The organism is Streptomyces altiplanensis (genome assembly GCF_053591575.1).
Genome location: NZ_JBSFUB010000013.1, coordinates 84,263 through 107,875 on the forward strand (window position 1 = coordinate 84,263; position 23,613 = coordinate 107,875).

21 protein-coding genes and 1 pseudogene are annotated in these 23,613 nt (G+C 73.4%); 6 read left to right on the plus strand and 16 right to left on the minus strand.

What is annotated here, in order from left to right:
- Positions 1 to 8: 8 nt before the first annotated feature.
- Positions 9 to 1,421 carry an MFS transporter gene (locus tag ACWD0Y_RS09395; RefSeq protein ID WP_450259771.1) on the minus strand — a complete coding sequence of 471 codons (1,413 nt, stop codon included), beginning with the start codon at positions 1,419 to 1,421 and terminating at the stop codon, positions 9 to 11.
- A gap of 70 nt (positions 1,422 to 1,491) precedes the next feature.
- Between ACWD0Y_RS09395 and ACWD0Y_RS09400 the strand changes: the two genes are divergently transcribed.
- From ACWD0Y_RS09400 to ACWD0Y_RS09415, 4 genes and pseudogenes are all read left to right on the plus strand, one after another.
- Entirely contained in the window at positions 1,492 to 2,481 is a 990-nt protein-coding gene (locus tag ACWD0Y_RS09400; protein ID WP_450259772.1) for a GlxA family transcriptional regulator, read from the plus strand.
- A gap of 200 nt (positions 2,482 to 2,681) precedes the next feature.
- Complete coding sequence (locus tag ACWD0Y_RS09405; RefSeq protein ID WP_450259773.1) at positions 2,682 to 3,179, plus strand: SgcJ/EcaC family oxidoreductase; 498 nt, start codon at positions 2,682 to 2,684, stop codon at positions 3,177 to 3,179.
- 20 nt (positions 3,180 to 3,199) lie between these two features.
- Positions 3,200 to 3,334 (plus strand): annotated as a pseudogene (locus tag ACWD0Y_RS09410) (DsbA family oxidoreductase); the annotation flags it as partial.
- A 70-nt stretch (positions 3,335 to 3,404) separates the two neighbouring features.
- On the plus strand, positions 3,405 to 4,466 hold the full coding sequence (locus ACWD0Y_RS09415) for an aminotransferase class V-fold PLP-dependent enzyme (RefSeq protein ID WP_450259774.1): 1,062 nt from the start codon (positions 3,405 to 3,407) through the stop codon (positions 4,464 to 4,466).
- A 199-nt stretch (positions 4,467 to 4,665) separates the two neighbouring features.
- Here ACWD0Y_RS09415 and thpD read toward each other — a convergent pair whose 3' ends face one another.
- From thpD to ACWD0Y_RS09440, 5 genes are all read right to left on the minus strand, one after another.
- Positions 4,666 to 5,580, minus strand: a complete 915-nt coding sequence (gene thpD, locus ACWD0Y_RS09420; protein WP_093801443.1) for an ectoine hydroxylase — start codon at positions 5,578 to 5,580, stop codon at positions 4,666 to 4,668.
- Positions 5,581 to 5,583: 3 nt separating this feature from the next.
- The gene (locus tag ACWD0Y_RS09425) at positions 5,584 to 5,982 is read right to left on the minus strand and encodes an ectoine synthase (RefSeq protein ID WP_069929355.1); all 399 of its coding nucleotides are present in this window, start codon (positions 5,980 to 5,982) and stop codon (positions 5,584 to 5,586) included.
- 104 nt (positions 5,983 to 6,086) lie between these two features.
- On the minus strand, positions 6,087 to 7,355 hold the full coding sequence (ectB, locus tag ACWD0Y_RS09430; RefSeq protein WP_450259775.1) for a diaminobutyrate--2-oxoglutarate transaminase: 1,269 nt from the start codon (positions 7,353 to 7,355) through the stop codon (positions 6,087 to 6,089).
- Positions 7,356 to 7,404: 49 nt separating this feature from the next.
- Positions 7,405 to 7,938, minus strand: coding sequence for a diaminobutyrate acetyltransferase (gene ectA / locus ACWD0Y_RS09435; protein WP_450259776.1), 534 nt, complete (start codon positions 7,936 to 7,938; stop codon positions 7,405 to 7,407).
- Between the two features lie 300 nt (positions 7,939 to 8,238).
- Complete coding sequence (locus ACWD0Y_RS09440) at positions 8,239 to 9,345, minus strand: pyridoxal-phosphate-dependent aminotransferase family protein (protein WP_450259777.1); 1,107 nt, start codon at positions 9,343 to 9,345, stop codon at positions 8,239 to 8,241.
- Between the two features lie 73 nt (positions 9,346 to 9,418).
- Here ACWD0Y_RS09440 and ACWD0Y_RS09445 point away from each other — a divergent pair, with 73 nt between their 5' ends.
- Both ACWD0Y_RS09445 and ACWD0Y_RS09450 read left to right on the plus strand, forming a co-directional pair.
- Positions 9,419 to 10,510 carry an amidohydrolase family protein gene (locus ACWD0Y_RS09445; protein ID WP_450259778.1) on the plus strand — a complete coding sequence of 364 codons (1,092 nt, stop codon included), beginning with the start codon at positions 9,419 to 9,421 and terminating at the stop codon, positions 10,508 to 10,510.
- 264 nt (positions 10,511 to 10,774) lie between these two features.
- Complete coding sequence (locus ACWD0Y_RS09450; protein WP_450259779.1) at positions 10,775 to 11,785, plus strand: SCO1860 family LAETG-anchored protein; 1,011 nt, start codon at positions 10,775 to 10,777, stop codon at positions 11,783 to 11,785.
- Positions 11,786 to 11,965: 180 nt separating this feature from the next.
- Here the strand turns inward: ACWD0Y_RS09450 and cobC are convergent, their stop codons facing one another.
- From cobC to ACWD0Y_RS09500, 10 genes are all read right to left on the minus strand, one after another.
- Positions 11,966 to 13,048, minus strand: a complete 1,083-nt coding sequence (cobC, locus tag ACWD0Y_RS09455; protein WP_450259780.1) for an Rv2231c family pyridoxal phosphate-dependent protein CobC — start codon at positions 13,046 to 13,048, stop codon at positions 11,966 to 11,968.
- Complete coding sequence (locus tag ACWD0Y_RS09460) at positions 13,008 to 13,919, minus strand: sirohydrochlorin chelatase (RefSeq protein WP_450259781.1); 912 nt, start codon at positions 13,917 to 13,919, stop codon at positions 13,008 to 13,010. Before ACWD0Y_RS09460 ends, cobC begins: the two co-directional genes overlap by 41 nt.
- A complete protein-coding gene (locus tag ACWD0Y_RS09465; RefSeq protein WP_450259782.1) occupies positions 13,916 to 14,524 on the minus strand; it encodes a precorrin-8X methylmutase in 609 nt (202 codons plus the stop codon). The genes ACWD0Y_RS09460 and ACWD0Y_RS09465 overlap by 4 nt, the downstream gene beginning before the upstream one ends.
- Positions 14,524 to 16,476, minus strand: coding sequence for a precorrin-3B C(17)-methyltransferase (gene cobJ, locus ACWD0Y_RS09470; protein ID WP_450259783.1), 1,953 nt, complete (start codon positions 16,474 to 16,476; stop codon positions 14,524 to 14,526). Before cobJ ends, ACWD0Y_RS09465 begins: the two co-directional genes overlap by 1 nt.
- Positions 16,473 to 17,747: a precorrin-6y C5,15-methyltransferase (decarboxylating) subunit CbiE gene (cbiE, locus tag ACWD0Y_RS09475; protein ID WP_450259784.1), complete on the minus strand. Its 1,275-nt coding sequence runs from the start codon at positions 17,745 to 17,747 to the stop codon at positions 16,473 to 16,475. Before cbiE ends, cobJ begins: the two co-directional genes overlap by 4 nt.
- Positions 17,744 to 18,598: a precorrin-4 C(11)-methyltransferase gene (gene cobM, locus ACWD0Y_RS09480; protein WP_450259785.1), complete on the minus strand. Its 855-nt coding sequence runs from the start codon at positions 18,596 to 18,598 to the stop codon at positions 17,744 to 17,746. Before cobM ends, cbiE begins: the two co-directional genes overlap by 4 nt.
- A gap of 267 nt (positions 18,599 to 18,865) precedes the next feature.
- Positions 18,866 to 19,618, minus strand: a complete 753-nt coding sequence (gene cobI, locus ACWD0Y_RS09485) for a precorrin-2 C(20)-methyltransferase (RefSeq protein WP_450259786.1) — start codon at positions 19,616 to 19,618, stop codon at positions 18,866 to 18,868.
- A complete protein-coding gene (locus tag ACWD0Y_RS09490; RefSeq protein WP_450259787.1) occupies positions 19,615 to 20,991 on the minus strand; it encodes a cobyrinate a,c-diamide synthase in 1,377 nt (458 codons plus the stop codon). Before ACWD0Y_RS09490 ends, cobI begins: the two co-directional genes overlap by 4 nt.
- Positions 20,985 to 21,584, minus strand: coding sequence for a cob(I)yrinic acid a,c-diamide adenosyltransferase (gene cobO, locus ACWD0Y_RS09495; RefSeq protein ID WP_093801456.1), 600 nt, complete (start codon positions 21,582 to 21,584; stop codon positions 20,985 to 20,987). The genes ACWD0Y_RS09490 and cobO overlap by 7 nt, the downstream gene beginning before the upstream one ends.
- The gene (locus tag ACWD0Y_RS09500) at positions 21,584 to 23,602 is read right to left on the minus strand and encodes a putative cobaltochelatase (protein ID WP_450259788.1); all 2,019 of its coding nucleotides are present in this window, start codon (positions 23,600 to 23,602) and stop codon (positions 21,584 to 21,586) included. The genes cobO and ACWD0Y_RS09500 overlap by 1 nt, the downstream gene beginning before the upstream one ends.
- Between the last annotated feature and the right edge of the window lie 11 nt (positions 23,603 to 23,613).

Consider the following 23,613-nt stretch of genomic DNA (forward strand, 5'->3'; position numbering starts at 1 on the left):
CGGCGTTGTCAAGCCCGTCCGGCGAGGGAGGGCCGGGACCCGGGGCGGACCCCCGCACCCGCCGGCGCCGGCCGCAGCCGGGTGAGCGTCGCCAGTGCCGTCGCCGCCAGCAGACCGGCGCTGATCAGCAGCGACGTACGCAGACCGGCCGCGAAGTCCCCGGCGGCCAGCGCGCCGAACCCCGCGATGCCGAGCCCGCCCGCGACCTGGCGGGCGGCGTTGAGCACACCCGCCGCGAGCCCCGCCCGCTCGGCGGGGACCGCCTCCATCATGGCGGCGGTCAGCGGCGGCAGGGCGAGCCCGACGCCCAGGCCCATCGGAACCAGCAGCACCGCCATCACCGGCAGCGCAGTGTCCGGGCCGACGAACAGCAGGGGCAGCAGCCCCGCGGCCGCGGTGGTCTGGCCGATGAGCATCGGACGGCGCGGGCCGTAGCGGTTCGCGAGCCTCCCCGATGCCAGGTTCACCACGGGGATCAGCCCGGTCAGGGGCAGGAACATCAGGCCGGCGCCCAGCGCCGACAGGTGGTGGACCTGCTGGAAGTACAGGCTGAAGACGAAGATCATCCCGTAGAAGGCGACGCTGCACGCCGAACCGGCCGCCACCGCCACCGCGACGACCGGGTTACGGAACAGGCCGAGCGGCACCACGGGATGCGACTGCCGCGCCTCCACGGCCACGAACACCGCCCCGGACACCACCGCGACCGCCGCCGCCACGAGGGCGACCGCCCCGCCCTCGATCACCGCGAAGGCCAGCGCGGCCAGCGCCACCACGGCGGTCAGCTGCCCGGGCAGATCCAGCGGCGCGGGCCGCCGCACCGAACGGGGCAGCCTGGCCGCCAGGACCAGGGCGGCCAGGCCCAGCGGCAGATTGATGAAGAAGATGCCGCGCCAGTCCCAGGCCGTGGTCAGCGCCCCGCCCGCGACCGGGCCCAGCGCCGCCGCCACGGTCCCGCCCACCGCCCACAGCGACACCGCGCGCGAGCGCTGCGCGGGATCGGCGTACGCCTGCCGTACGAGGGCGAGCGTCGTCGGCAGGATCACGGCGGCCGCGACACCCTGTACCACCCGCGCACCGACCAGGACCCCCAGGTTCGGGGCGAATCCGCAGGCCGCCGACGCGACGGTGAACACGGCGATGCCGGCCGCGTACGCCCTGGCGGCACCGATCCGGTCGGAGAACGCGCCGGTGGAGAGCAGCAGCGCCGCGAAGGCGAGGGTGTAGGCGTCCACGGCCCACTGGAGCCCGGCCATGCCGCCGCCCAGCTCGGCGCCGATCGACGGGAGCGCCACGTTCACCACCGAGGTGTCCAGGGTGATCAGCGCGAAGCCGAGCAGCGATGCGGTGAGGACGAGAACCGGGGAGGGGGCCAACCGGCCGCCGTCCCGCGGTGTTTGTGCGGATTCCTTCGTGTCCATGCGTCCAGCCTGTCGATCATGGCGGCAGTAGGGTAGTGGCCTGAATGCCATACGTCCGGAGGTTCTGGCCATGCAGTCGGCGCAGTCGGCGCAGTCGGTGCGGCGCGTCGCCGTGATCGTCGCCCCGCCCGTCGTCTCGATGTTCAATCTCGCCATCCCCGAGATGCTCTTCTCGAAGGCCGAGATCGACGGCGCGCCCGGTTACGAGGTCACGGCCTGCACCCCGGACCCCGGCCCCGTCACCACCACGGGCGGCCTCGACCTGTACGTACGGAGCGGACTCGACGCCGTCGACGCGGCCGGCACCGTCATCGTCGCGGGCGCCGGATCGCTGGAGGAGCCCGATCCGCGGATCGTGGCCGCCGTGCGCCGCGCCGCGGCCGGGGGCAAGCGCATCGCCTCCATCTGCACGGGGGCGTTCGTCCTCGCCGAGGCGGGGCTGCTCGACGGCAGGGCGGCGACGACCTACTGGGCGTACACCCGCGAACTCGGCGACCGCTACCCGGCCGTCGACCTCCAGGACGACGTCCTCTACGTCCAGGACGGCCCGTACATGACCTCGTCCGGCTACGCCGCCGGTATCGACCTGTGCCTGCACATCATCCGCACCGACTACGGCGCCGCCGTCGCCAATACGGTGGCCCGCCTCGCCCTCGTGGCTCCCGTACGCCACGGCGGCCAGACCCAGTTCACCGAAACCCCGCTGCCGCCCGAACGCGGCGCCTCCTTCGCCTGCACGCGCGCCTGGGCGATGCGCCACCTCGACGAGCCGCTCACCCTCGCGGACCTCGCCCGCCACGCGGGAGTCTCCGTACGCACCCTCTCGCGCCGCTTCCACGCCGAGACCGGAGTCAGCCCTCTCCAGTGGCTGCTGCATCAGCGCGTCGAGCGCGCCCGCGAACTGCTCGAAACCACCACGCTCCCCGTGGACCAGGTGGCCCGCGCCGGCGGACTCGGTACGGCCGACTCGCTCCGCCTCCACCTGCTGCGCAGGACCGGCCTGACGCCCAGCGCCTACCGGTCGGCCTTCAGCCGCCTGACCACGGCCACCGCTCACTGACCGCCGGCGGTCTCCGGCGGCTTCCGGTGGTCTCCGGCAGGCGCGCACCCGGTGCGTCTGCGCGGCATGCAAGCCGCTGAACCGTGTCTTCGGCGGGCCGAGTTGACCTCAACCAGAGTTGAGGTTGAAGGCTGTACCTGTGCCGCTCGGACAACGAGGACGGCACCCGGACAGCACCCGTCACCGCAAGAAGACGCACCATGAATCCGCAGGTCGCAGACGTCACGGTCCCGCAAGAAGAGGTGGACGCCATCGTCGCACCGGTCGCCGGAGCCGAAGACGCCCAGCAGAAGGGCCTGCCGGCCGAGTTCATGAGCGCATTCCGTGCGGACAGCTTCTGGACCACCGCACATGGCAGGCGGCTGACCGGCTTCGAGAAGATCAATGCCTTCACCCACAAGGTGCTCCCCGGAACAGTCGACCAGCCGATAACGGCCACTTACGAAGCCGAGTACCTCTTGTTCATCCGCCCCGACATCGCCGCGGTCAAGGTCCGCCAGCGTCCGGTCACCCGCGACGGACAAGCCCTCGACGAGGTGTTCCGCGGCCAGGGCGACCCGGCCGCCCTGGTGGCCGGCCACCCCGATGCCGTCCCCGGCACCCCGCTGTACGTCCTGGCCGAGGACGACGGCGCACGGCGCATCGCCGCAGCCCAGAACACCAAGGTCATCGACCCGGAGACCCTCGCCGCGACCTGAGCACGCACCACGGCCCGGGCGGCATCCCAGGGGTACCGTTCTTCGTCTTCGGCCGGCGGTACGGGATCTCCGGCGGGCAGCCCGCCGAGGTCTTCACTCAGGCGCCGGGACAGGCTTGGGCGAGCCGTCTCGTCGGCAGCGGGAGCAACGCATAAGCGTTGCTTAGGGGTGTTCGTCAAATATGCTCAATGGACGGGGGGTTGGCGAGGCAGCAGAGTAGAGGGCATGGAGCCCCTTACTCTCACCGAAGCCGTAGGCGCCGAGTTCGCGCCGGAGACGACGTACCTCAACACCTCCACCTGCGGGCTGCTGCCCCGTCGCGGCGTCGAGGCCGTCAGGGCCGCGGCCGAGCTGAACGCGACCGGCAGCCCCGACGGCGGGAGCAGCTTCGACGCCGTGGCCGCCGCCCGCGCCTCCTTCGCGCGGCTCGTCGGCGTTCCCGGCGAGCGGGTCGCCCTCGGCAGCGCGGTGGCCGTCCATGTCGGGATGATCGCGGCCTCACTTCCCGCCGGTGCCGAAGTCCTGTGCGCCGAGGGCGATTTCGCCTCGGTGGTGAATCCGTTCGCGGTCCGCGGGGACCTCAAGATGCGGTACGTGCCGCTGGACACCCTGGCCGGGTCGGTGCGCCCGGAGACCACCCTGGTGGCCTTCTCCGCGGTGCAGTCCGCCGACGGACGCGTCGCCGACCTGGCCGCCGTACGGGCCGCCGCCGCCGTCCACGGCACCCGTACCCTCGTCGACGCGACCCAGGCGGCGGGCTGGCTGTCCTTCGACGCGGGGGACTTCGACTACACCGTCACCGGTGCCTACAAGTACCTGATGGCGCCGCGCGGCGTGTCGTTCCTCACCGTCGCCGAAGAGGCGCAGGAGGCCCTCACGCCGTTCCACGCGGGGTGGATGGCGGGCGAGGACATCTGGAGCAGCACGTACGGCCCCGTCGCGGAACTCGCCCGCAGCGCCCGCCGGTTCGACGAGCCGCCGCCCTTCCTGCCGTACGTCGGCGCCGAGCAGTCCCTCGCGCTCCTGGAGGAGATCGGCGTCGAGAACGTACGGGCCCACACCACCGCGCTCGCCGCCCGCTTCCGGGAGGGACTCGTCTCCCTCGGCCACGCGCCGGTTCCCGCCGACTCCGTGGTCGTCGCCACCCCGGGGCTCGCCCACCGGCTCGACGCGCTGACGGAGGCGGACATCGTCGTCTCCGTGCGCGCGGGGTACCTGCGCGCGTCCTTCCACCTCTACAACACCGGCGCCGATGTGGACCGGGCGCTGGACGTGCTCGCCGGCTGAAGCGCCGCCGGGGCGGCGGCGCACGTGGCCCGACGGGCGGCGAGAAGGGCTGCACCGGCTGTCCGGCTGTCCGGCGCCGGCCGTCCGCGGCGCCGGGACCGCCCGGAACACCTGGAGCAAGCGCGAGGCGGGCGGGACCGGTTCCACCGAACCGGTCCCGCCCGCCTGTCCGGGGGGCTCGCGCCACCCGGCCGCCCGTCTACTTCACCGGCGTGAAGTCCCTCGCCCCGATGAACTCCGGCCGCGGCACGGGCGCCGCGAACGGCTCGACCGCCGTGTTCTCCACGCTGTTGAAGACGATGAAGACATTGCTGCGCGCGTACGGCGTGATGTTGTCGCCCGAGCCGTGCATGCAGTTGCAGTCGAACCAGGTCGCCGAACCGGCCTTGCCCGTGAAGAGCCTGATGCCGTGCCGGTCCGCCATGCGCGTCAGCGCGGCGTCCGACGGCGTGCCGGCGTCCTGCATCTGGAGAGACTTCTTGTAGTTGTCCTTGGGCGTCTCGCCCGCGCAGCCCAGGAACTCCTTGTGCGACCCCGGCATGATCATCAGACCGCCGTTGGTGTCGTAGTTCTCGGTCAGCGCGATCGAGACGGACACGGTGCGCATGTTCGGCAGACCGTCCTCGGCGTGCCAGGTCTCGAAGTCCGAGTGCCAGTAGAAGCCCGAGGCCCCGAAGCCCGGCTTGACGTTGATCCGCGACTGGTGGACGTACACGTCCGAGCCGAGGATCTGGCGGGCCCTGCCGACCACCCGCGGGTCGCGCACCAGCTGCGCGAAGACCTCACTGATGCGGTGCACCTCGAAGACCGACCGTACGTCCTGGGACGTGGGCTCGATGATCGAGCGCTCGTCCGCCCGCACCTGCGGGTCGGCGACCAGCCGGTCCAGCTCGGCCCGGTAGAGCGACACCTCGTCCGGGGTGATGAGCTGGTCGACGGTGAGGAAACCGTCCCGCTCGAAACCCATGAGTTCGGCGGGCTCGATGGGTCCCGGCGCGCCGGGCGCGGACCAGACGACCGGGTCCTGGCGGGGGGTGGTCACCTCGGCGGCGCCGCGCGTCGGGTAGAGGTCGGCGCGGGGGGTCTCGGTGCGCGGGGTCAGTACGTCGGTCATGGTTCAGACCTCCTCGGTCAGCAGCGGGTAGACACCGTTCTCGTCGTGGTCCTCCCGTCCGGTGACGGGAGGGTTGAAGACGCACACGCAGCGGAAGTCGGTCTTGGGACGCATGGTGTGGCGCTCGTGGCCGTCCAGCAGGTACATCGTGCCCGGCGTGATCCAGTGGGTCTCGCCGGTCTCGTCGTTGGTGAGTTCGGCCTCGCCCTCCGTGCACAGGACGGCCTCGATGTGGTTCGCGTACCACATCGACGTCTCCGTACCCGCGTACAGCACGGTCTCGTGGAGCGAGAAGCCGACCTTCTCCTTGGCGAGCACGATGCGCTTGCTCTCCCAGGTGCCGGAAGCGGCCTTCACATGGCGGTCGGTGCCTTCAATGTCCTTGAACGATCGGACGATCACGGTGAGTCGAGCCCTTCTGTGGTACTGCGATGAAACGGTCGGGCTGCCTCGCGGACGGGCTGCCTCGTTGGTCGGACGGCCTCGTTGGTCGGGCGGCCTCGCGGTCAGGCGGTCTCGCGGACGGAGCGGGCCAGGATGCGCAGCCCCTCGTCCAGTTCGTCGGGGGAGATGGTGAGCGCCGGCAGCAGCTTCACGACCTCGCTCTGGGGACCCGAGGTCTCCAGCAGCATGCCGAGCTCGAAGGCGCGGCGGCAGACCGCCGTGGCGCGCTCCTTGTCGGCGAACTCCAGGCCCCAGACCAGGCCCCGGCCCCGGAAGGAGGCCCCGGCCCCGTCGTTCTCGTCGACGATGGCCAGCAGCGCGCGCTCGACCTGCTCGCCGCGGGTGATGGTCTGCTTCTCCATCTGGCCGTCGGCCCAGTAGGCGTTGAGCGCGGCGGTGGCGGTGACGAACGCGGGGTTGTTGCCGCGGAAGGTGCCGTTGTGCTCGCCCGGCTCCCAGATGTCCAGCTCGGGCTTGAACAGGCACAGCGACATCGGCAGGCCGTAACCGCTGATGGACTTCGACAGGGTGACGATGTCCGGCGTGATGCCGGCCTCCTCGAAGGAGAAGAAGCCGCCGGTGCGGCCGCAGCCCATCTGGATGTCGTCGACGATCAGCAGCATGTCCTGGCGGTGGCACAGATCCTGGAGCGCGCGCAGCCACTCGGCGCGGGCGACGTTGATGCCGCCCTCGCCCTGCACCGTCTCGACGATCACCGCGGCGGGCTTGTTGAGGCCGGACCCCTGGTCCTCCAGCAGCCGCTCGAACCACAGGAAGTCCTCGACGGTGCCGTCGAAGTAGTTGTCGAACGGCATCGGCGTGCCGTGTACGAGCGGGATGCCGGCGCCGGCCCGCTTGAACGCGTTGCCGGTGACGGCGAGCGAACCCAGCGACATGCCGTGGAAGGCGTTGGTGAAGGACACGACCGACTCGCGGCCCTTGACCTTGCGGGCCAGCTTCAGCGCGGCCTCGACGGCGTTGGTACCGGTCGGGCCCGGGAACATCACCTTGTACGGCAGGTCGCGCGGCCGCAGCACCACGTTCTGGAAGGTGTCCAGGAAGGCGCGCTTCGCGGTCGTCGCCATGTCGAGGCCGTGGGTGATGCCGTCGCGCTCGATGTAGTCGATCAGCGCCCGTTTCAGTACCGGGTTGTTGTGACCGTAGTTGAGTGACCCGGCGCCGGCGAAGAAGTCGAGGTAGGTATGGCCGTCCTCGTCGTGGAGGTGGCTGCCCTGCGCGCGGTCGAAGACGGCCGGCCAGCCGCGGCAGTAGCTGCGTACCTCGGATTCCAGGGTCTCGAAGACGCTCAGGGCGGGAGGGGTGATGGTCACAGCGGTCTCCTGGGAGAGAAGAAAGGGGAGGAAAGTCGGGAAGGGCGGATCAGGCAGCGAGAGGGCCGATGCGGTACAGCACCTCGGGCAGGTGCGTGTCCTCGGGGAACAGCTTGCCGTCGAAGAGCACTTCGCGTTCCAGGGGCGCCCCGCGGCGCTCGGCGTACGAGGTGAACAGCCGGTTGGAGGCGGTGTTGTCCGGGGTCACGGTCGTCTCGATCACCTTCACCCCCTGGTGCGTGGCGACCTTCTCGGTCAGCGCCTCCAGGAGCGTGCCGGCCAGCCCGCGGCCGCGGTGGGCGTGGTCGACTGCGACCTGCCAGACGACGAGGGTCTCGGGGCGCTCGGGGCGTACGTAGCCGGTGATGAACGCGATCGGCTCGCCCCCGGGGACGTCCCGGGCCACGACCGAAGTCGCCGCGAAGTCGCGGCACCACAGCAGATAGCTGTACGAGGAGTTGAGGTCCAGGACCTTGGAGTCGCGGGCGATGCGCCAGATCGCGGCTCCGTCCTCGACTCGCGGAGCTTCGATCTGCAGGAATTCGCTTCGGGTCCGTGCAAGGTCTGCTTGTGCGGCGGTCATGCGGATGCAATTTACCCAGCGAATTCAAAAAATGCATCGTGGGTGGGGGTTGGGTGGAAGGGGAACCTGTGTTATCGCGCGGGCGCGCACTTCGCGCGAGCAGACTGTAAATCCGGGCGATTTGGTGGGAAATTACCGGTCAAATCACCCGTGATGTGGGGTCGATCACACCCTAGAAACCGCCCGGTCTTTGCTTGAAATCTCCACGTTTAGAGTCGGGGTGAGCGGGCATAAGAAAACGGGAAGCTGCGCTGATAAAGGCAGCTTCCCGTTATCGGGAGTTCATTTAATTCGGGGAATCTATTCGCCGGGCCAGGTTTCCGTAACGGCCTTTCGGGCAGCTTCGAAGTCGACCTGCCTTCCCGATTCGCTCAGTGCCGCGCCCAGCGCGCCGAGCGACGACTGGACCACGCCCCGTGTGGCATCGATGCCGTAGTGATTGACCCGGATCATCTCCTTGGACAGCGCACCGCCGCCCGCGATCAACGGCAGCGACGGGTCGGCGGCCAGCGCCTTCGCCACCACCTCGGACGCGTTCACCCCGGCGGGGACGCGCAGCGTCGTGGCCACCGGCGCGGCGTCGCGCGCCGCGTGGACGTACGGCTCCAGGCCGCCGCCCAGCGCGATCGCACCCGCGCGCGTGGCCGAAGCCGCGGCGCGGTGCCTGGCCATCAGCACGTCGAGACCTTCCGCTTCGATGCGCTCCACGCACGCCTCCAGCGCCAGCATCTCCAGCTGCGCGGGCGCGTGCAGCAGCGCCTTGCGGCCGCCGTCGATCCACCGCTCCTTCCAGTCCAGGAGGGAGAGGTACGAACGGCGCGGAGCGGCCGGATTGGCGGCCATCCGCTCCCAGGCGCGCTCGCTCACCGAAACCGCCGAGACGCCGGCCGGGCCGCCCATCGCCTTCTGTGCGCCGATCACGCACAGGTCCACGCCCCACGCGTCGGGCAGCAGCGGCTCCGCGCCCACCGAGGCGACCGCGTCGAGCATGAAGAGGGCGCCGTGGGCCCGTACGACCTCACCGATCTCCGCGACCGGGTTCGTGTTGCCGGTCGCGGCCTCCGCGTGCACCAGCGAGACGAAGTCGATCTCCGGGTGCTCGTCGAGCGCCTGCCCGATCTGCTCGGCGGTGACCGCCGTGTGGAACGGGACGGCCAGGTCGAAGACCGCCGCGCCGCAGTCGCGCAGCCAGTTCCCGAAGGTCTGCCCGTACGGCCCGGTCACCACGTTCAGCGCGGCCGAGCCGGGACGGGCGCCGCCGCGGATGCAGCCTTCGAGGGGAAGCAGCGCCTCGCCCTGCATGATGACCACGTCCTGCTCGGTGGAGAGCAGCGAGGCGACCCGGCGTTCGATGGCCGCGAAGTGCGCGGCGGTCAGCGGGGCCAGGTCCAGAAGCGGATGTGTCACGGCGGAGCTCTCTTCGGATCAGTGTTCGGTCTCTCCCGGCCGAGCGTAGTCGCCCCCTCGTAGAGTGCTGCGCATGAGTGATCACACGGTGCTGCGGGTGAGGGGACGGGTGCTCGCGGGGCCCGACGACGTACGGGACGGGCTGTGGGCCGTGGACGGCAGGATCACGTACGAACGGCCCGCCGGCGTACGTGACGCGCAGGTCGTCGAGGGATGGGCGCTGCCCGGTCTGGTCGACGCGCACTGCCACGTCGGGCTCGACCGGCACGGCCCGGTCGACGAGGCCACCAGTGAGAAGCAGGCGATCACCGACCGGGAGGCGGGCACGCTGCTGATCCGCGACGCCGGGTCGCCGTCCGACACCCGCTGGATCGACGACCGCGTCGACCTCCCGAAGATCATCAGGGCGGGCCGGCACATCGCCCGTACCCGTCGCTACATCCGTAACTTCGCCCATGAGATCGAGCCCGGAGACCTCGTCGCGTACGTCGCGCGGGAGGCCCGGCGCGGCGACGGCTGGGTCAAGCTCGTCGGCGACTGGATCGACCGGGAGACCGGGGACCTGGGCGCGTGCTGGCCGCGCGGCGAGGTCGAGGCGGCCATCGCCGAGGCGCACCGGCTCGGCGCCCGGGTCACCGCGCACTGCTTCGCCGAGGACTCGCTGCGCGACCTCGTCGAGGCGGGCATCGACTGCATCGAGCACGCCACGGGCCTGACCGAGGAGACCATTCCGCTCTTCGCCGAACGCGGGGTCGCGATCGTGCCGACCCTGGTCAACATCGCGACGTTCCCGCACCTCGCGGACGGCGGCGAGGCGAAGTTCCCGCGCTGGTCGGCGCACATGCGGCAGCTGTACGAGCGCCGGTACGACACGGTGCGCGCGGCGTACGACGCGGGCGTGCCCGTCTTCGTCGGTACGGACGCGGGCGGTTCGCTGGCCCACGGCCTGGTGGCGGACGAGGTCGCCGAACTCGTGAAGGCGGGCATCCCGGCCCTGGACGCGCTGTCGGCGACGGCGTGGGGGGCGCGTGAATGGCTCGGGCGCCCCCTGCTGGAGGAGGGCGCCCCCGCCGACCTGGTGGTGTACGACGAGGACCCGCGTGCGGACGTGCGCGTACTGGCGGCGCCGCGGCGGATCGTCCTGAACGGGCGGATCGTCGGCTGACGGGAACGGACGGAAACAGGCGGGTACGGACAGGAACAGGCGGGAGCTGACGGGAACGGACGGGCGCTGAGGGGAACGTCCGTGCCCGGAGACCTGGTGGATTCGAATGCGGACTCGGAAACCCCCCTTTGGAGTGAACTGACTCCGGGTAGCTGACCGTTCACCCGAAGTGCGTAAGGATTCCCGTGTCTCAGCCGCCGGCGCCCGCGTGTCCCCGTGGAGTGCGCCGGGCGGCGCCGTGTCACTTGTGGGGGTTCCACCACCTTGAACAGCACCATCTTCAGCATGCCCGCACGCCGGTCCGCAGCCGCCGCGGCGGCCCTCGCGCTGGCCGCGGGCCCCGCCGCCCTGCTCGCCGCCGCTCCGGCGGCGCACGCCACCGAGGGCGGCGGCGAGGGGAGGGCGAGCGCCGTCGTGCTCCGTACCGGACTCGACGTGTCCCTGCTCAACAAGAGCGTCCATGTGCCGCTCACGACCACCCTCAACGAGGTGAACGCCCCGGCGAGCGCGGAGAAGACCGCGCTGACGGTCCGGTTGGACGGCGTGGAACAGGGCAGGCCGGTCAGCGTACTGCGCGCCGACGTGGCCACGGCGAAGGCGACGGCCGACGCGCACAAGGCCGAGGGCTACACCAACCTCGCCCACGCCAAGGTGCATGTGCCGGGGCTGCCGCTGCTCTCGCTCATCGAGGTCGAGAAGGTCACGTCGAAGGCGCTGTGCGAGGCGGGCAGGCAGCCCGTCGCCGAGTCGAACGTGCTCGGAGCGGTGACCGTGCTCGGCAGGAAGGTCACGCTGTCGGCGGGCGGGCCGACGCGGGTCGACGTGCCCGCCGTGGGCGTGGTGACGCTCGACCTGTCGAAGACGCACACCACCTCGCGTACCGCCGCGGCCACGGCGCTCGAACTGAAGGTGTCGGTGAATCCGCTGAAGCTGAACGTCGCCGAGGTCGAGGGCACGGTGACGCTGGCGGGAGCGACGTGCGAGTCGCCGAAGCCGCCCAAGGCTCCGGCGGCGGTGGAGAGTCCGGCGGTGGAGAGTCCGGCGGTGGAGAGTCCGGCGGAGGAGAAGCCCGCGGAGGAGAAGCCGGCGGCGGAGAAGCCGAAAGAGGCCCCGGCCCCGGACGTGAAGCCCCGGACGGCGGCCGAGGCGAACCTCGCCGAGACCGGCGGCGACTCCACGACGCCGTACCTGGCGGGCGGTGCGGCCCTGCTGTTGGCGGCCGGCGCCGGCGCCCTGGCGGTGGCCCGCACCCGCCGCGCCCGTAACCGGGCCTGACGGCAGGGGCCTTCGCCCCTGACCCCTGACCCCGGGCCCCTGCCTGTCCTCTCGCCCCCGGCCCCGTTTCCCGGCCCCGCCCGCCGGACGGACTGAAAACCGCCGCACACGGCGGTGCCGAGCCCGTCCTGCGGGCGAGGACGTGCCCGCAGGGCGCCGGGGGCCGGGGAGGGGCCGCGGTCAGCGCGCGACCAGCGTCAGCGCCTGGTCCAGCGCCTGGAGGAACCGGCCGGTCGTGACCCGGTCGCGCACCGCGAGCCGCAGCCACTGCGGCCCGAGCCCCGGGAACGTGTCCCCCCGCCGCACCGCGAAGCCCAGCCCCCGCAGGCGCAGCCGCACCTCGTCGGCCCGTTCCATCCGTACGAGGACGAAGGGACCCTCGGCCGCCTCCACCACCCGCACCTCCTCGAACTCCGCCAGACCGGCCAGCAGATGCGCCCGGTCGGCGGCCACCTGCCGCGCCGCCCGCGTCGCCTCCGCGAGCGCCGCCGGCGCCACGCACGCCTCCGCGGCGGTCAGCGCCGGCGTCGACACCGGCCACAGCGGCTGCGCCCGCTCCAGCGCCGCGACCGTCTCCGGGTCGGCCAGGACGTATCCGATGCGCAGTCCGGCGAGGCCCCACGTCTTGGTGAGGCTGCGCAGCACCACCAGGCCGGGTACGTCCGTACGCCCCGCCAGTGCCTGCGGCTCGCCCGGCACCGCGTCCATGAACGCCTCGTCGACCACCAGCGTCCGTCCCGGACGCGCGAGCCGGACGACGGCCTCCGCCGGGTGGAGCACGGACGTGGGGTTGGTCGGGTTGCCGATCACCACCAGGTCGGCGTCCTCGGGGACGGCCGCCGGATCCAGCCGGAAGCCGTCCTCCTCGCGCAGTAGCACCCGCCCGACCTCGTGCCCCACGTCACGCAGCGCCGCCTCCGGCTCCGTGAACTGCGGGTGCACGACGACGGGCCGGCGCACCGCGAGCGCGCGCGCGAGCAGCACGAACGCCTCCGCGGCGCCCGCCGTCAGCAGCACCCGCTCCACCGGCAGCCCGTGCCGCCGCGCCACCGCCGCGCGCGCGGCCCGCCCGTCCGGGTAGGCCGCGAGCGTGTCCAGGGACGCGGCGACGCGGGCCTTGAGCCAGGCCGGGGGAGTGTCCGCCCGTACGTTGACCGCGAGGTCGGTCAGATCACCCCCGCGGACCTCGGCGTCCCCGTGGTGACGCAGGTCGTGAGCGGTGTCAGTGGGCGTGCGCATGGTGGTGCCCGTGCCCATGTCCATGTCCATGTCCGTGCCCGTCGTCGTCGGGGTGGAAGTGCGGCTGCTGCGGCGCCCCCACCTTGTCCTCGAAGCCGGGCAGGGCGATGCGGTAGACGCAGGAGTCGCAGTTCATGCGCAGGTCGCCCTTGACGGCTTCCTGGTAACGCTCCATCACGAGGTCCATCAACTCCTCGGTGGGGCCGATCACATCGGCCGAACGCACCCCGGTCTCCGGGTGCGCCCCGGCCCAGTCCTGCGTCTGCCGCCGCACCCGGTCCGGCAGGATCCCGGTGAAGAGGAAGTACGGCAGGACCACGATGTGCTTGGCCCCCAGCTTCGTGCAGCGGTCGAGTCCGCTCGGTACGTCGGGCGCGGCGAGTGAGACGAACGCGGTTTCCACACCCGCGTACCCGCGTCCCTCCCAGAACAGTCGCGCCGCCTTGTGCACCTCGGCGTTGGCGTCCGGGTCGGTGGAGCCGCGCCCCACGAGCAACACGGTCACCTCGGAGCGGTCCAGGTCACCGAGCACCTCGTCGACCCGCCGCTCCAGCACGGCCAGCAGGCCCGGGTGCGGACCGAGCGGGCGGCCGTAGGTGTACGAGATCCCGGGGTGGCGCTCCTTCTCGCGGGTCAGCGCCGCCGGTATGTCGCCCTTGGCGTGCCCCGCGGAGACCAGCATCAGGGGAACGGCCGCGAAGCGCGTGACGCCCCGCTCGACCAGACCGGCGACGGCGTCGCCGAGCGGCGGCGGGGACAGCTCGATGAAACCGCCGGCGACGGGCAGTCCGGGGTGACGCCTGCCCAGTTCCTCGACGAAGTCGCGGAACGCTCCGGCTCCGGCGTCGTCGCGGGTGCCGTGGCCGGCGATGAGCAGTGCGGGCGCGGTGGTCACGCTTTCTCCTTGGTGAGGGGGGTGTAGAGCAGGGCGTTCAGCGCGGCCGCTGCGACCGCCGAACCGCCCTTCTCCGAAACATTGCTGACGGCCGGCAGTCCGCTCTCGCGCAGCGCCGCCTTGGACTCGGCCGCCCCGACGAAGCCGACGGGCAGCCCGATGACGAGCGCGGGCTCGGCGTCCAGGAGCAGCAGCTCCTCCAGTGCGGTGGGCGCGCAGCCGATCACCCACAGGGCGCCGGGCCCGACCTGCTCGTACGCCAGCCTGATCGCGTGGGCGCTGCGGGTCAGTTCCGGGCCCGCCTCCGCCTCCTTCAGCCGGCACACGGTCTCGCGCCGGGTGATGCCCGCCGCGACCATCTCCACGTCCACGACGACCGGCGCACCGGCGTGCAGTGCGGCGTGCGCGGTCTCCAGCGTGCGCTCGTCGCAGACCAGGTCGGTGGCGTACTCCAGATCCGCCGCGGAGTGGATGACCCGCTCCACGACGGCCCGCGTCAGCGGCGCGAAGTGCGACGTGTCGAGGCGGGAGCGCAGGCGCCGGAAGGACTCCTGCTCGATGGGGTGGACGATCCTGTCCGTGGTCTTCGTGGTGTTCGTCGTCATCACGAACCCTCCGTCTGCCAGCGGTAGCCGCGCGGCGTCACCATGCGGCCCGCGATCTCGCGGGCGGCGGTGTTGCCGACGACCACGACGGTCATCATGTCGACGGTCGCCGGGTCGAGCGCGGCGAGCGTGGTGAGGCGGCTCGTGCCGTCCGGGCGCGAGGCGTTGCGTACGACACCGACGGGTGTCGTGGGCTCGCGGTGCTCCGCGAGGATCGACAGCGCCTTGGGGAGCTGCCAGTCACGGCCCCGGCTGCGGGGGTTGTAGAACGTCACGACGATGTCGGCCTCCGCCGCGGCCCGTACGCGCCGCTCGATGACCTCCCACGGCGTGTGCAGGTCGGAGAGGCTGATCGAGACGTGGTCGTGGCCGAGCGGGGCGCCCAGGATCGCGGCGGCGGCGAGCGCCGCCGTCACCCCCGGTACGCCGACGACGTCGATGTCGTCGCTCGCCTCGGCCAGCGCGGGCGACGCCATGGCGTATACGCCCGCGTCCCCCGACCCGATCAGCGCGACCGCGTGCCCGGCGCGGGCCTCCGCGACGGCGGTACGGGCCCGCTCCTCCTCGGCGCCCAGCCCCGACTCCAGGACGCGCGTCCCCGGCCGCAGCAGGTCGCGGATCTGGTCGACGTACTGGTCGAGCCCGACGAGCACCGAGGCCCGCCGGATCTCCTCGCGGGCGCGCGGCGTCAGCAGATCGCGGGCGCCGGGCCCGAGCCCGACGACCGCGAGCCGTCCGCGCGGCCGCCTGCGCACGACGGCGCAGGTGGCCATCGCCGCCCGCCCCTCGGGGGCCGACTTCCGCTTCGGTACGAGGAGTTCGCCCCCGCCGGCGAGCGCCGCGGCCTCCGCCACGGAGGGCGTCCCGACGGCGGCGAGCGGAGCCCCCGAGGGGTTCGGCACGTCGATACGGGCCAGCTCCTCGGCGGCGTACGTCTCCAGCGGCACGCCGAGCCGGGCCGCCGCCTCCACGATCCCGGCCTCGCCGGCCTTGGCGTCGACGGTCGCGAGCGCGGCGACGGACCGCACCGAGAGCCCGGCGTCCGCCAGCGTCTCCTCGACGAGCCCGGACACCTCGTCGGCGGAGGCGCCCCTGCTGGCTCCCACGCCGACCACCAGGGACGGCGGCCGCAGCACGACCTCCCGGTCCCCGATGCCGACGAGCCGGTCGGTGACGCGCAGCACGGCGGGCCCGGCCGTCCCCCGCTCTTCCACGGGCCCGGCAGCGGCCGAGGCCGCCTCCGCGAGGACACCGGCCGCGACGGTCGCGGCCATGGCGCCGGGCAGCCCTCCCACGGGCACGGCGGCGGCAGCGGCCGCCTCGGCCATGCCCACCTCCGTCCCGGCGATCTCCGCGCCGTCGGCCCGCTCTGCGTCCCCGGCTCCGGCGAGCTCCGCGCCGCCGGCGCCCGGCGTCCGGCCGTCACCCGCCGCCGCGTCCACCGTCGCGTCCGCCGGCGCCACATTCGCCGGCAGCGGCGGCAGCGGCCACACCGCGTCCGCCGCCAGCGTGACCGGGTCGCCGTCCAGGACCGCCCGGGTCACGGCGGCCGTGGCGCCCTCGACGGGCCAGCCCAGCGTGTCCAGGCCCGGCACGTCCGTGGCGTCCGTCGCCGTCGTGATCACCGGGGCGCAGCCCAGCACCCCCGACACCGCGAGCGCCAGTTCGTTCGCGCCGCCGCCGTGGCCGCCCAGGAGCGACACCGCGTGGCGCTGCGCCTCGTCGACGCAGACGACACCCGGGTCGGACGCCTTGTCCGCGAGGAGCGGGGCGACCAGCCGTACGACCGCGCCCGTCGCGAGGAAGCACACCAACTGCTCGCACTCCGCGAAGGCGCGCCCGACCGCCTCCCGCACCGGGCCGTCGTACACCTGCGTACGGCCGGGCCAGGCCGCGGCCAGCCGGTCGCGGGCCACGGCGCCTGCCGCCGTGGCGGAGATGAGGCCGATCACTGAACTGCTCCTTCACTTGCCGGTTCCGCGGGGCGGTGGCCCCACAGCAGAAAGACAGGGTTGGCGGCCGCGAGCCGGGTCACGTCCCCGGGCAGCGGCGCGAGCCGCGACGACTGCAGCAGTACGCCCTCGGGTTCGAACCCGGCGGACGCGAGCGCCGCCCGTACCGCCGGCACCCGGTCGAGCGCCGCCAGCGCGACCACGACCGTGCGCCGGGCCCGCCGCGCGCACGCCGCGACGATGGCGGGCAGCTCGCCCCCGCCGCCGCCGACGAACACCGCGTCGGGATCGGGCAGCCGGGACAGCACCGCCGGCGCCGCGCCGTGCACGGTCTGTACGTCGACCCCGTGCGCGGCGGCGTTCGCCCGGACGCGCTCCACACCGTCGGAGGTCTTCTCCACGGCCACCGCGGCCGCCCCCAGCCGCGCGCACTCCACCGCCACGGACCCCGACCCCGCCCCGACGTCCCACACCAGGTCGCCCAGGCGCGGACCGAGCCGGGCGAGCGCCAGCGCCCGTACCTCGAACTTCGTGATCATCGAGTCGCGGTGCTCGAACGCGGCCTCGGGCAGCGCCCACCGGCCGGGCCCGCCGCCCCGCCCCGCGACCGTCCGCTGCGCCGGCGCCAGCGCCCGCGACTCGTCCAGGCACACGACGACGCTGACCGCCGCCGGCCAGTCGCGCGCCGCCGCCTCGCCGGGGGAGAGCCGCTCGACGCTCTCGCCCCCGGCGGGATCGCCGAGCGCGGACGCGACGACGAGGGTGCGCGGAATGCCGGTACGGGCCAGGGCGGCGCCCAGCTCGGCGGGCCCGGCGCCGGGCCCGGTCAGGACGGCCGTCTTGGGGTGCGCACGGCACACGTTCACGGCGGTCCGCAGCTCCCGCCCGTGCGCGCTGACGACGACCGCGTCGTCCCACGGCAGCCCGAGGCGCGCGAACGCGACCGCGACGGAGGGCGTCCCCGGGCGTACGTCCAGCGCGTCCGCCCCGAACCGCTCGGCCAGCGCCCGTACGATCCCGAAGAACCCGGGATCCCCGGAGGCCAGCACCACGACCCCGGCGTCCGCGCGGTCCGCCCGCCCGGCCAGGTGCTCCGCGACCGCGTCCAGCGCGGGCGCGAGCGGCCCGAGCACCACCCGGGTCACGCCGTCGGGCAGTCCGGCGGCGTCCAGATGGCGTCGGCCCCCGACGACGAGCCCGGCGGCGTCCAGCGCCGTACGGGCGCCGGGGGCCAGGGGCGCGCCCGTTCCCGTACCGACAACAGTGATCATGACCCGGACTTCTCCGCACTCGCTTCACTCATGTCCGCGGACTTCTGCGCAGCGCGCAGCGCCGCCCGCGCGGTGCGGTCGGCCCGCCGGAACCCGTGGAAGTGGCCGGGGTGGTAGAGGTGCGAGCGCGTACCGGACGCGGAGAGCGCCGGGCCGACCAGGAAGAGCGTGTGCTTCCAGAGCTTGTGCTCCTTCACGGTCTCCTCCAGCGTGGCGACGGTGCACCGCAGCACCAACTCCTCCGGCCAGGTGACCTGGTACGCGATGACGACCGGCGTGTCCGTCGGATAGCCGCCCTCCAGCAGCTCCGCCGTCAGCTGCCCGGACCGGGCGGCCGACAGGAAGACCGCCATCGTCGTGCCGTGCCGCGCGAACTCCCGCACCTCCTCACCGGGCGGCATCGGCGTCTTGCCGCCGCCCAGACGGGTCAGGATCACGGACTGCGCGACCTCGGGAATCGTCAGCTCGCGCTGCGCGATCGCGGCGACCGCCGAGAACGACGAGACGCCCGGCACGATCTCGACGTCCAGGCCGAGTTCCGCACACCGGTCGACCTGCTCCTGCGTACCGCCCCACAGGGCGGGGTCACCGGAGTGCACGCGGGCCACCTTCAGCCCGTCCCGCAGCGCCCGCCCGTACACCGCGACGACGTCCTCCAGGGACATCGCGGCGGAGTCGAGGATCTCGGCGCCCTCGCGCGCGTGCTCCAGGATCTCGGCCTGTACCAGGCTCGCCGCCCAGATCACGACGTCGGCGTCGGCGATGGCGCGCGCGGCACGGAAGGTCAGCAGGTCGGCGGCGCCGGGCCCGGCGCCGACGAAGGTCACCTTGCCGGTGGGGGCATCGGCCATGAGTGGGGGTCCTCTCGGGATTCACAGGATTCAGGGGGTTCAGGGGATTCGGGGGGCGAAGACGGGCGCGATCACGGATGTGCGCGGCAGGGGCTCAATCGACCGGCAAGGGCACATGGCGGTGTTCGTCGCGCCCGGCGCGGGCGAGGGGCGCGTGCCCCGGGACGGGCCGACGGCAGCGGCGGCGACGGCCGGCCACCGCCCGACGGCCGGCACCGCGACCGGTGCGGCCCTCGTCCGGCCGCTGGTGGGCATCGCGCACCGGGCTCACAGCTTGCCCCCGCGACCGCCGTCACGCCGCGCGGGCGCGATGAGCGTGGAGAGGTACGGCAGAGCCCCGTCCTCCTCCAGCTCGGCGGCGGGCCGGATCGATTCCCCGGGCAGCCCGAGCGCCGATCCCCACACCGCGTCCTCGGTACGTCCCGTCTCGCGCAGCGCGGTCGCCACCTCGCCCGCCAGCCGGCCGAACTTGTACGCCACGACCGTCCCGGGCCCCTCCAGGGCCTCCTTGAGCACGGCGGCCCCGGCGGTCACGGGAACGAGCGTCAGCGGCTCGGTCCCCTCCGTCAGCACGGCCCCGCTGCGGGCGGCCAGATCCTGCATGGCGGTGATGCCCGGGACGGTCACCACGTCGGTCCCCGGCACCAGGCCGCTGATCGTCTGCGCGAGATAGGTGAACGTCGAGTAGACGTTGGGGTCACCGATCGTCGCGAACGCCACCGAGCCGTGCGCCCGCAGCAGTTCGGCGACCCGCGCCCCGGCCGCGTCCCAGGCGGCCTCGCGCCGCGACCGGTCCTCGCGCTCGTTGAGCGCGAAGACGACCCGGACGACCTTCGCCGCATCGACGTAATGCAGCACGGTCGCCTCGGCACGCCCGCGTTCGCCGCTGTCCATCACCGGAACGACCACGACAGCCGCGTCCCGCAGGGCATTGACGCCCTTCACGGTCACCAGCTCGGGATCGCCGGGCCCGACACCGACACCGGTCAGTTTCGTGCTCGTCCTGCTCGTCCCGCTCATCCCGCACACCTCTCGACGAATCTCCTGGCCATGCCCGGCTCGGCGGCCCAGTGGGTGTGCAGGTAACTCGCGTGCACACCCTGTTGTACAAACCCTTCGACCCGCCGCTCGGGCAGGTGCATCCCCCAGGCGGGGGCCGGACCCGCCGCGGGCTCGATCACCGTCCGGTGGAACTCGTGTCCCCGCAGCCGGGTCCCGACGGCGGCCAGCGAGCTCTCGGAGACCGCGACCGCCTCGCGGTACCCCAGCGTCAGCCGCTGCGACATCCGCGCCTCTCCGTCGAGAACGCCGCACATGGGCTGTCCGTCGAGGGACCGCGAGAGGTAGAGCAGCCCGGCGCACTCGGCGGCGACGGGCGCCCCGGACGAGGCCAGTCCGGCAACGGCCCTGCGCAACGGCTCGTTACCGGACAGCTCAGGTGCGTACACCTCGGGAAACCCGCCGCCGATGACGAGACCGCGCGTCCCCTCGGGCAGCCGCTCGTCCCGGAGCGGATCGAACGGCACGACCTCGGCGCCGGCGGCGCGGAGCAGTTCGCTGTGTTCGGCGTACGAGAAAGTGAACGCGGCCCCGGACGCGACGGCGACCACCGGCCGCCCGACCACCGATCGCCCGCCCACCTGCTGCCCGCTCGCCGCGCCCGCGACCTCCTCCGCCGCGTCCCACGCGTCCACACCGAGTTCCGGCGCGCTGCGCGCCAGGGCCAGCAGCGCGTCCAGGTCACAGCCCGCCCGCACCTGCTCCGCCAGCGCCGCGACCGCGTCGACCGCCTCCGCCCGCCGCTCGGCCACCGGCACCAGACCGAGGTGGCGCGAGGGCGTCCGCACCTGCTGGGCCCGCCGCAGCGCGCCCAGCACCGGCACCCCCGACTCGTCCAGCGCCTCCCGCAGCAACTCCTCGTGCCGCGCGGACCCCACCTTGTTCAGGACCACGCCCCCGATCCGCACCTCCGGATCCCAGGACGCGAACCCGTGCACCAGCGCCGCCACCGACCGCGACTGCGACGAGGCGTCGACGACGAGCACCACCGGAGCCCGCAGCACCTTCGCGATCTGCGCGGTGGACGCCAGCTCGCCCTGCCCGGAAGCACCGTCGTACATCCCCATCACGCCCTCGACGACGGCGACGTCGCACCCGGCCGCACCGTGCGCGAAGAGGGGCGCGATCAGCTCCGTACCGCACAGGTACGCATCGAGGTTCCGCCCCGGCCGGCCGGTGGCCAGCGCGTGGTATCCGGGGTCGATGTAGTCGGGTCCGACCTTGTGCGGCGAGACGGCGAGCCCGGCCGCCGCGAAGGCGGCCATCAGCCCCGTCGCGACCGTGGTCTTCCCACTGCCCGACGACGGCGCGGCGACAACAAGACGTGCTACCACTCGATGCCCCGCTGCCCCTTCTGGCCCGCGTCCATCGGGTGCTTGACCTTGGACATGTCCGTCACCAGGTCGGCGGCCTCGACGAGCTTCTCCGGAGCGTTGCGCCCGGTGATCACGACGTGCTGGGTCCCGGGCCGGTCCCGCAGCACCTCGACCACCTCGTCGGTGTCCACCCACCCCCAGTGCATCGGGTAGGCGAACTCGTCGAGCACGTAGAGCTTGTACGTCTCGGCGGCCAGGTCCCGCTTGACCTGCTCCCACCCCTCGCGCGCCGCCGCCTCGTTGTCGAGCTGCGCGTCGCGCTGGACCCAGGACCAGCCCTCGCCCATCTTGTGCCAGGCGACGGACCCGCCCTCGCCACTGGCGCCCAGCACCTTCAGCGCGTTCTCCTCGCCGACCTTCCACTTCGCCGACTTGACGAACTGGAACACCCCGATCGGCCACCCCTGGTTCCAGGCGCGCAGCGCGAGCCCGAAGGCGGCGGTCGACTTGCCCTTGCCCACCCCCGTGTGCACGACGACGAGCGGCCGGTTGCGCCGCTGGCGCGTGGTGAGACCGTCGTCCGGCACGACGCTCGGCTGTCCCTGCGGCATCAGGCTGCCCTCCTGCTGTTCGTTCCCTGTACGTCCTTGACGAGCCCGGCGATGCTGTCGGCCCGCAGCTCGTCGAGCGTGACGGCCGTGCCGCCCAGATCCCGCGCCAGCTCACCGGCCAGCCCGAGCCGCACCGGCCCGGACTCGCAGTCGACGACCACCGAGGCGACGCCCTCCGCCTCGTGCAGCCGGGCCGCGCGCGCCGCCAGAGCCAGTGGCTCGGGGCCGCCCGTCGCCCGCCCGTCGGTCACGACCACCAGCAGCGGGCGCCGCGAGGGATCCCGCAACCGCTCCACCCGCAGCACGTCGTGTGCCTTCAGCAGCCCCGCGGACAGCGGCGTACGCCCACCGGTCGGCAGCGTCTCCAGCCGGACGGCGGCCGCGTCGACGGACGAGGTGGGCGGAAGCACCAGCTCCGCGTCCTTCCCCCGGAACGTCACCATCCCGACCTTGTCCCGCCGCTGGTAGGCGTCGAGCAGCAGCGACAGCACGGCGCCCTTCACCGCGCTCATCCGCTGCCGGGCCGCCATCGACCCGGAGGCGTCCACGACGAACAGCACGAGGTTCCCCTCGCGCCCCTCCCGCGTCGCCTGCCGCAGATCGTCCCGCCGCACGACCAGCCCGCGCCCACTGCGCCCGCGCGCCCGCTGGTGCGGCGCGGCGGCCTGCACGGTCGCCGCCAAGTGCAGCCTGGTGAGCGCCCCTTGCGGCCGCCGGGCCCCGGTCGTACGGCCGTGCTCGGTGCGCGCCCGGGACCGGCGCCCGGCCGCCCCCTCGCCCAGCCCCGGCACGCTCAGCGTCTTCGTACGGAACGGCTCCCCGGCCCGCGCGGCCGCCTGCTCGCCGCCGGACCCGGCGGGAGCCGGCTGCCCCTCGCCGGCCTCCGGCTCGGCCTCACCGGGCTGGTCCTGGTCCGGCGCGTCGGACGAACCGTCGCCGTCACCGTCCCCCCGAGGCGGCTGCCCGCCCCCGCCGGGCCCGTCGGGGTCCGGATCGTCGTCGTCCGACCCGCTGTTCTGCTCCAGCGTGTCGTCGAGCTTGTCCTCGTCGAGCCCCGGCGCGTCGAAGGGATTGCGCCGCCGCCGGTGCGGCAGCGCGAGCAGCGCGGCCTGCCGTACGTCCTCGGCGAGCACGTCGGTGCGCCCCGCCCAGGCGGCCAGCGCGGTCGCCGTCCGGGCCATCACGATGTCCGCCCGCATCCCGTCGACCTCGAAGGCCGCACAGGTGGCGGCGATCTGCCGCAACGCGCCGTCACCGAGCCGTACTTCGGGCAGCAGCGCCCGCGCGGCCACGATCCGGGCGCGCAGCGCGGTCTCCTCGCCGGCCCACCGCGCGGCGAAGGCGGCGGGATCGTCGTCGTACGCGAGCCTGCGCCGTACGACCTCCACCCGCTGGTCGGTCTCCCGGGAGGCGGACACCTCCACGGTCAGCCCGAACCGGTCCAGCAACTGCGGCCGCAGCTCGCCCTCTTCGGGGTTCATGGTCCCGACGAGCAGGAAGCGCGCGGCGTGCCGTACGGACACGCCTTCCCGCTCGACGTACGACGCGCCCATGGCGGCGGCGTCCAGCAGCAGGTCGACCAAGTGGTCGTGCAGCAGGTTCACTTCATCGACGTACAGGATCCCGCGATGGGCGTCGGCGAGCAGACCCGGCTCGAACGCCTTCACGCCCTCGGCCAGCGCCCGCTCGATGTCGAGCGCACCGACCAGCCGGTCCTCGGAGGCGCCGACGGGCAGCTCCACCGTCCGCGCCGGGCGCGACACACCGCCCCCCGCCTCGTGCGGCCCGTCCGGGCACGCCGGGTCGGGGGAGCCGGGGTCGCAGGAGAACCTGCACCCGGCGACCACCGCGACCTCGGGCATCAGCGCCGCGAGGGCGCGCACGGCGGTCGACTTGGCGGTGCCCTTCTCGCCGCGCACGAGCACACCGCCGACGGCGGGCGAGACGGCGTTCAGCAGCAGACCGAGCCGCAGGTCGTCCTGCCCGACGATCGCGGTGAAGGGGTACGGCGTACTCACGAGGAAACCTC